The sequence below is a fragment of the Streptomyces xiaopingdaonensis genome, assembly GCF_000262345.1.
GTDB lineage: Bacteria > Actinomycetota > Actinomycetes > Streptomycetales > Streptomycetaceae > Streptomyces > Streptomyces xiaopingdaonensis.
Genome location: NZ_AJTQ01000136.1, coordinates 1 through 5,522 on the forward strand (window position 1 = coordinate 1; position 5,522 = coordinate 5,522).

Below are 5,522 nucleotides of genomic sequence, written 5' to 3' on the forward strand. Positions count from 1 at the left end.
CCCCGTCCGCGTCGCGCCGTACGCCACCTACGGCAGTCCCGAGCTCGCCGCGCACATGACCGAGGCGCTCCGCGACCGCAACGCCTGCCTCCTCCGCAACCACGGCACCGTCGCGTACGGCGACACCCTGGATCAGGCGTACGACCGCACCGCGCAGCTCGAGTGGATGTGCCGCGTCTGGCTCACCGCCTCCACCGTCGGGCAGCCGAGCCTCATCGCCCCCGACGAACTGCGGCGCGTGGCCGAGAAGCTGAGCGGATACGGGCAGCGCGGGAGCTGAAGGGGACCGCGCCCGGGTGGCCTCCGCCCACCGCGTAACGGAGACTGGCCGGGATGCGAGCACGTACCGCGGCGGCCCTCGCCGCCGGAACCTTCCTCGGCACCGGCGCGGCAGCCGTGGCGGCCGGCCGCTGGGCCGCGGGCGCCGCGCTGCCGGCCCGCCGCTCGGGAGCCCCGGTGCCGGCCGGCTTCGAGGGTCCGCCGCTCACCGTCCACGCCGTCGGCGACGCCCGGATAGCGCTCACCCGCTCCCTCGCCACCCTGCGGCCCGGTGTCTACGGCGTCCGGGGCAGGTCGGGCCACGCCCAGGCCGGGCCCGTCCTCCCGGACGAGTCGGCGCGGGCCGAGGCGCACGTCGTGCTGCGCCGGCTGCTCACGGCCGACGGGGACCTGCCGCACACGGGAAGCACCGTGCGCCTCACGCCCCAGCTGCACACCGGAGACCCGCAGAGCGCCCTCGGCATCGACTTCTCCGACGTCGACGTACCGGGCGAACTCGGCGCCCTCCCCGCCTGGTTCGTCCCCGGCGACCGCAGGACCTGGGTGCTCGCCGTACACGGCCTCGGCACCACGCGGGAACTCGTGCTCAACCTGCTCCCCTTCCTCCGTAAGCAGCGCCTCCCCGTCCTCGCGCCGGCCTACCGCGGCGACGCGGGCGCCCCCGGACGCGCCCCCCGGCGCCCCGGCGGCCCCGAGTGGCACGACCTCGACGCAGCCGTCCGGTACGCCGTGCGCCACGGAGCGCGCCGGGTCGTCCTGCTCGGCTGGTCGAGCGGCGCGACGATGGCCCTGCGTACCGCATGCGAGTCCCCGCTCAGGGAGCGGATCGCCGGCCTCGTCCTCGACTCGCCCGTACTCGATCCGGCCGCCGCCCTCCGCGCACTCGCCGCCGCGCACCACGTACCGAGGGCGCTGCTCCCGCTCGCCGCCCGCGCCGCCGGGGGAGAGGCGGAGAACGCCGCCCAGCAGCCCGTCGTCGAGCCCTCGCACCTGCGCGTCCCCACACTCCTCGTGCACGGCCCCGACGACACCGTCGCCGACTGGGACGGCTCGCGCGCACTCGCCGAGGCCCGCCCCGCACGCGTCACCCTCCACACCGTCCCGCACGCGCCGCACTCGGCGATGTGGAACGCCGACCCCGACGGGTACGAGCAGACCCTCGGACGGTTCCTCACCCCGCTGATGTGAGGGCCCCGGAACCGTCCCACGCGCCCCAACTCCCGCTCCAGGCACGGCTCGACGCGGCGAAAAGGGGACCCCAGATTTGGGCGGGCGCGGGGCACCGTGAAGACTGCTCCCGTGACGTCGTCCCGTACACCGCGAGAGAGCCGGCTCCGCCTGGTACCCAGCACGCCCGCAGCGGCCGTGCACCGCAAGGTCACGGTCCCGAGGACCAGGACGGCGCCGCCCCCGCCCGAAGGCGTGCTACCGCCGGAGCGCCTCGCCCGACAGGCCAGGGCAGCCCTGGAAGGCGCGGTACGCCTGGCCCGCTGGGCGGCCGAGACCGGCCTCTCGCCCCGCGCAGAACCCGCGGCCGCACGCGCGGCCGCCGAGGTGCTCGGCGAGGCCGCGCCGGTGCCCGCCGCATGGGACCGGGCGCGCCTCGCGGGGCTCGTGGAGCTCCACGGCGAACAGGTGCGCGCCGGTTGGCGGTTGCGCGCCTGGGAGCGCGACGACGCCGCCGTGCTCCGCGGCTGGGTCGCGCTCTTCGACGCCTGGTCGCTCGCCCACCCGCCGCCCTCCTCGCTCCACGCGGGGCTCGCGGCGGAGACGGTGCAGGCGGTCCCGCAGTTCCTCTCGGTGATGCACCTGTCGGCAGGCCCCGTGTCGTTCAGCCTCCTCCAGGAGCTCCTCACCGGGCGGATCGAGGAGCTCCGCGCCGAGCGGGACCCGGAGCACCCGGTCCGCATCACCACCGAGGCCGAGGACGCGCTCGCCGGCGTCCTCGACTGGGCGCTCGACGGCCTCTCCGGCGTCGGCGCCCTGGTGCGCTGCCCCGACGAGGGCCTCGAACTCACCGGCGCCAAGGGCGGCCCGCGCCAAGGCTCCGCCGTGCTCACCCCGCTGGGCAACTGGGCGGTGTGGACGAAGCTGGAGCAGATCTGCGTCGCCGCGCAGAGCCCGGCCGGCAACATCGAGCACGCCGCCGCCGACATGCTCCGCGGCTGCGCCCGCCTCACCCCCGGCCCCGCCCGTGCCGAGTACCGCGCCTGGCTCGCCGCACGTCCGACGGGGCCCGCCGTCACCGAGCTCCTCGACGCCGCGAGGGGAGAGGACCCGCTCACGCGCGGGCTCGCCTTCGAGGCGCTGCGCGTCGTGGGCGAGCCGGCGGAGGGCGCCGTCCAGGAGGCGGCGGCCGAGCCCGTGCTGCGTCCCTACGCGCTGCTCTGGCTCGCCGAGCTGGCCGGTGCCGACCCGGAGGAGCTCGCGGCCGAGGTGGCGTCGCCGCACGGGGTGCTCACGCGGGAGGAGGCGACGTGGCTGTGGGTGGACACGGCGGCGGCCGTCGCCGACCACGGGGAGGAGCGGCTCCTCGTCGACCACCTCGACACGGCGGTGCAGGGCTCCGTGCCGCGGCTCCTGGAGGAGGTCCGCGCCAGCGGGCATCCGCGCACGGTCCAGGTCCTCGTCGCCCTCGCGGCCGCCCACCCGGACCCGGTGCTCGCGAAGGCGGTGCGCAGGGCCGCGTTCCAGGTGCACACGGGCGGGGAGTGAGGGCTTCGCCGTCCGGCCCGGAAACCGGTTTGCGCTGCGCCGTTAGACTGGGGGGCATGCCTTACCTCCTCGTGCATTAGACGTGCGTACAGGGCCGACCGCGTCGCGCCCGTCCGCCGCAGACCCCAGTACGCACGTCCTTTTTCCTGCCTTGGAGTTCTCTGTGATCACCGTTTCCGGTCTTGAACTGCGCGTCGGCGCCCGCGTCCTGATCGAGTCGGCCAGCTTCCAGATCGCGCCGGGCGACCGCATCGGCCTCGTCGGCCGGAACGGCGCCGGCAAGACGACCCTCACCAAGTGTCTCGCGGGCGAGGGCACCCCCACGGCGGGCACCATCACCGGCGGCGGCGAGGTCGGCTACCTCCCCCAGGACCCGCGCACGGGGGACCTCGACATCCTGGCGAGGAACCGCATCCTCGCCGCCCGCGGGCTCGACCGCGTCATCGACGGCATGCGGAAGAACGAAGAGCTGATCGCGAGCGCGGAGGGCACGCAGCGTGAGCGTGCGATGCGCAAGTACGAGCGCCTGGAGACCGAGTTCCTCACCAAGGGCGGGTACGCCGCCGAGTCCGAGGCCGCAACGATCGCCGCCAGCCTCGGGCTCCCCGAACGCATCCTGGACCAGCCGCTCCGCACCCTCTCCGGCGGCCAGCGGCGCCGCGTCGAGCTCGCCCGCATCCTCTTCTCGGACGCCGACACCCTCCTCCTCGACGAGCCGACGAACCACCTCGACGCCGACTCCATCGTGTGGCTCCGCGACTTCCTCAAGTCCTACCGCGGCGGCCTCGTAGTGATCTCCCACGACGTCGAGCTGATCGAGACCGTGGTCAACAAGGTCTTCAACCTCGACGCCAACCGCTCGGCGCTCGACATCTACAACATGGGCTGGCACCAGTACGTCGTCCAGCGCGAGGACGACGAGAAGCGGCGCAAGCGGGAGCGGGCCAACGCGGAGAAGAAGGCGTCGGCTCTCAACTCGCAGGCCGACAAGATGCGCGCCAAGGCGACGAAGGCGGTAGCCGCCAAGAACATGGCCCGCCGAGCGGAGAAGCTCCTCTCGGGCCTCGAGGAGGAGCGCCGGTCCGACAAGGTCGCCAAGCTCCGCTTTCCCGAGCCGGCCCCCTGCGGCCGGACACCGCTGATGGCCGAGGACCTCTCCAAGTCCTACGGCTCGCTGGAGATCTTCAGCGGCGTCGACCTCGCGGTCGACCGCGGCTCCCGCGTCGTCATCCTCGGCCTCAACGGCGCGGGCAAGACGACGCTGCTGCGGCTCCTCGGCGGTGTCGAGGAGCCGGACACCGGCAAGGTCGTCCCCGGGCACGGGCTCAAGCTCGGCTACTACGCGCAGGAGCACGAGACGCTCGACCCGGACCGCACCGTCCTGGAGAACATGCGCTCCTCGGCCCCCGACATGGACCTCGTCGAGATCCGGAAGACGCTGGGCTCCTTCCTCTTCTCCGGCGACGACGTCGACAAGCCGGCCGGCGTCCTCTCCGGCGGCGAGAAGACCCGCCTCGCGCTCGCGACCCTCGTCGTCTCCTCGGCGAACGTCCTCCTCCTCGACGAGCCGACCAACAACCTCGACCCCGCGAGCCGTGAGGAGATCCTCGGCGCGCTCCGCACCTACACCGGTTCCGTCGTCCTCGTGACGCACGACGAGGGCGCGGTCGAGGCGCTCCAGCCGGAGCGGATCATTCTGCTCCCCGACGGGGTCGAGGATCTCTGGAGCGCCGAGTACGCCGACCTCGTCGCCCTGGCGTGAGCCGGTCGGCCCGAGCGTGATCCATCCCGTCTGGATCATTCGGCCGACAGCTGATCCTTCATCTGCGTGAGGGCGGCTCGTACCCCCCTTGCGTTCCACCCGCGAGCGCCCGGCGTGCGATAGCGCGCGGTGCCGCACGCCTGCCCGCGCGACCTCCCCGCTGACCTGCCGGTTCCGCGCGGTGCCGCACGGTGGCGGCTGCGGAGCGTGGCGGAATCCCCGATTCCGCCGGCCTGCAGGCGTATGCAGACGCACGGGCCTCTCGCACGGACCTTGCCGAATGGGTGGCCAGAACCCGGAGGAGGGGTGATCATGAGAGTCACAGAGCGCACTTCCCATGAGGAGGCACGGGTGGCCGAGACTCTGAAGAAGGGCAGCCGGGTGACCGGCGCCGCGCGCGAGAAGCTCGCGGCAGACCTCAAGAAGAAGTACGACTCCGGTGCGAGTATCAGGGCGCTCGCCGAGGAGACTGGCCGTTCCTACGGCTTCGTTCACCGCATGCTGAGCGAATCCGGCGTGACCCTCCGTGGCCGCGGCGGCGCGACGCGGGGAAAGAAGTCGGCCTCGTCCTGACCGGTCTTCCGAGCACCGCTCCCGGTGGTTACTCTTCGGTTAACCAAGCCACTGAGTAACCACCGGAGGATGCCCGATGACCCTGCTGGAGAAGGACGGCGTACGCCTCACCAGGGACGGTGCCGTGGCCACGGTCACGCTCGCCAACCCCTCCAAGCGCAACGCCCAGACGCCTGCCGTGTGGCGGGGGGGC

The 5,522-nt window shown here is 73.6% G+C and carries 5 protein-coding genes; all 5 read left to right on the forward strand.

Annotated features, from left to right (window positions below; translation table 11 throughout):
- Nucleotides 1–280: class II aldolase/adducin family protein (locus UWG_RS0110900; RefSeq protein ID WP_016907241.1), on the forward strand; the 280-nt coding region annotated here is incomplete at its 5' end.
- 53 nt (nt 281–333) lie between these two features.
- Complete coding sequence (locus UWG_RS0110905) at nt 334–1,467, forward strand: alpha/beta hydrolase family protein (protein WP_016907242.1); 1,134 nt, start codon at nt 334–336, stop codon at nt 1,465–1,467.
- A gap of 234 nt (nt 1,468–1,701) precedes the next feature.
- Complete coding sequence (locus UWG_RS0110910; protein WP_016907243.1) at nt 1,702–2,994, forward strand: hypothetical protein; 1,293 nt, start codon at nt 1,702–1,704, stop codon at nt 2,992–2,994.
- Between the two features lie 163 nt (nt 2,995–3,157).
- On the forward strand, nt 3,158–4,756 hold the full coding sequence (locus UWG_RS0110915; protein WP_016907244.1) for an ABC-F family ATP-binding cassette domain-containing protein: 1,599 nt from the start codon (nt 3,158–3,160) through the stop codon (nt 4,754–4,756).
- A 351-nt stretch (nt 4,757–5,107) separates the two neighbouring features.
- The gene (locus UWG_RS0110920) at nt 5,108–5,329 is read left to right on the forward strand and encodes a helix-turn-helix domain-containing protein (protein ID WP_016907245.1); all 222 of its coding nucleotides are present in this window, start codon (nt 5,108–5,110) and stop codon (nt 5,327–5,329) included.
- Nucleotides 5,330–5,522 lie beyond the last annotated feature (193 nt).

Coding starts and splice junctions, on each gene's coding strand:
- UWG_RS0110905 (WP_016907242.1), top strand. CDS start 334: ATGCGAGCACGTACCGCGGCGGCCCTCGCCGCCGGAACCTTCCTCGGC.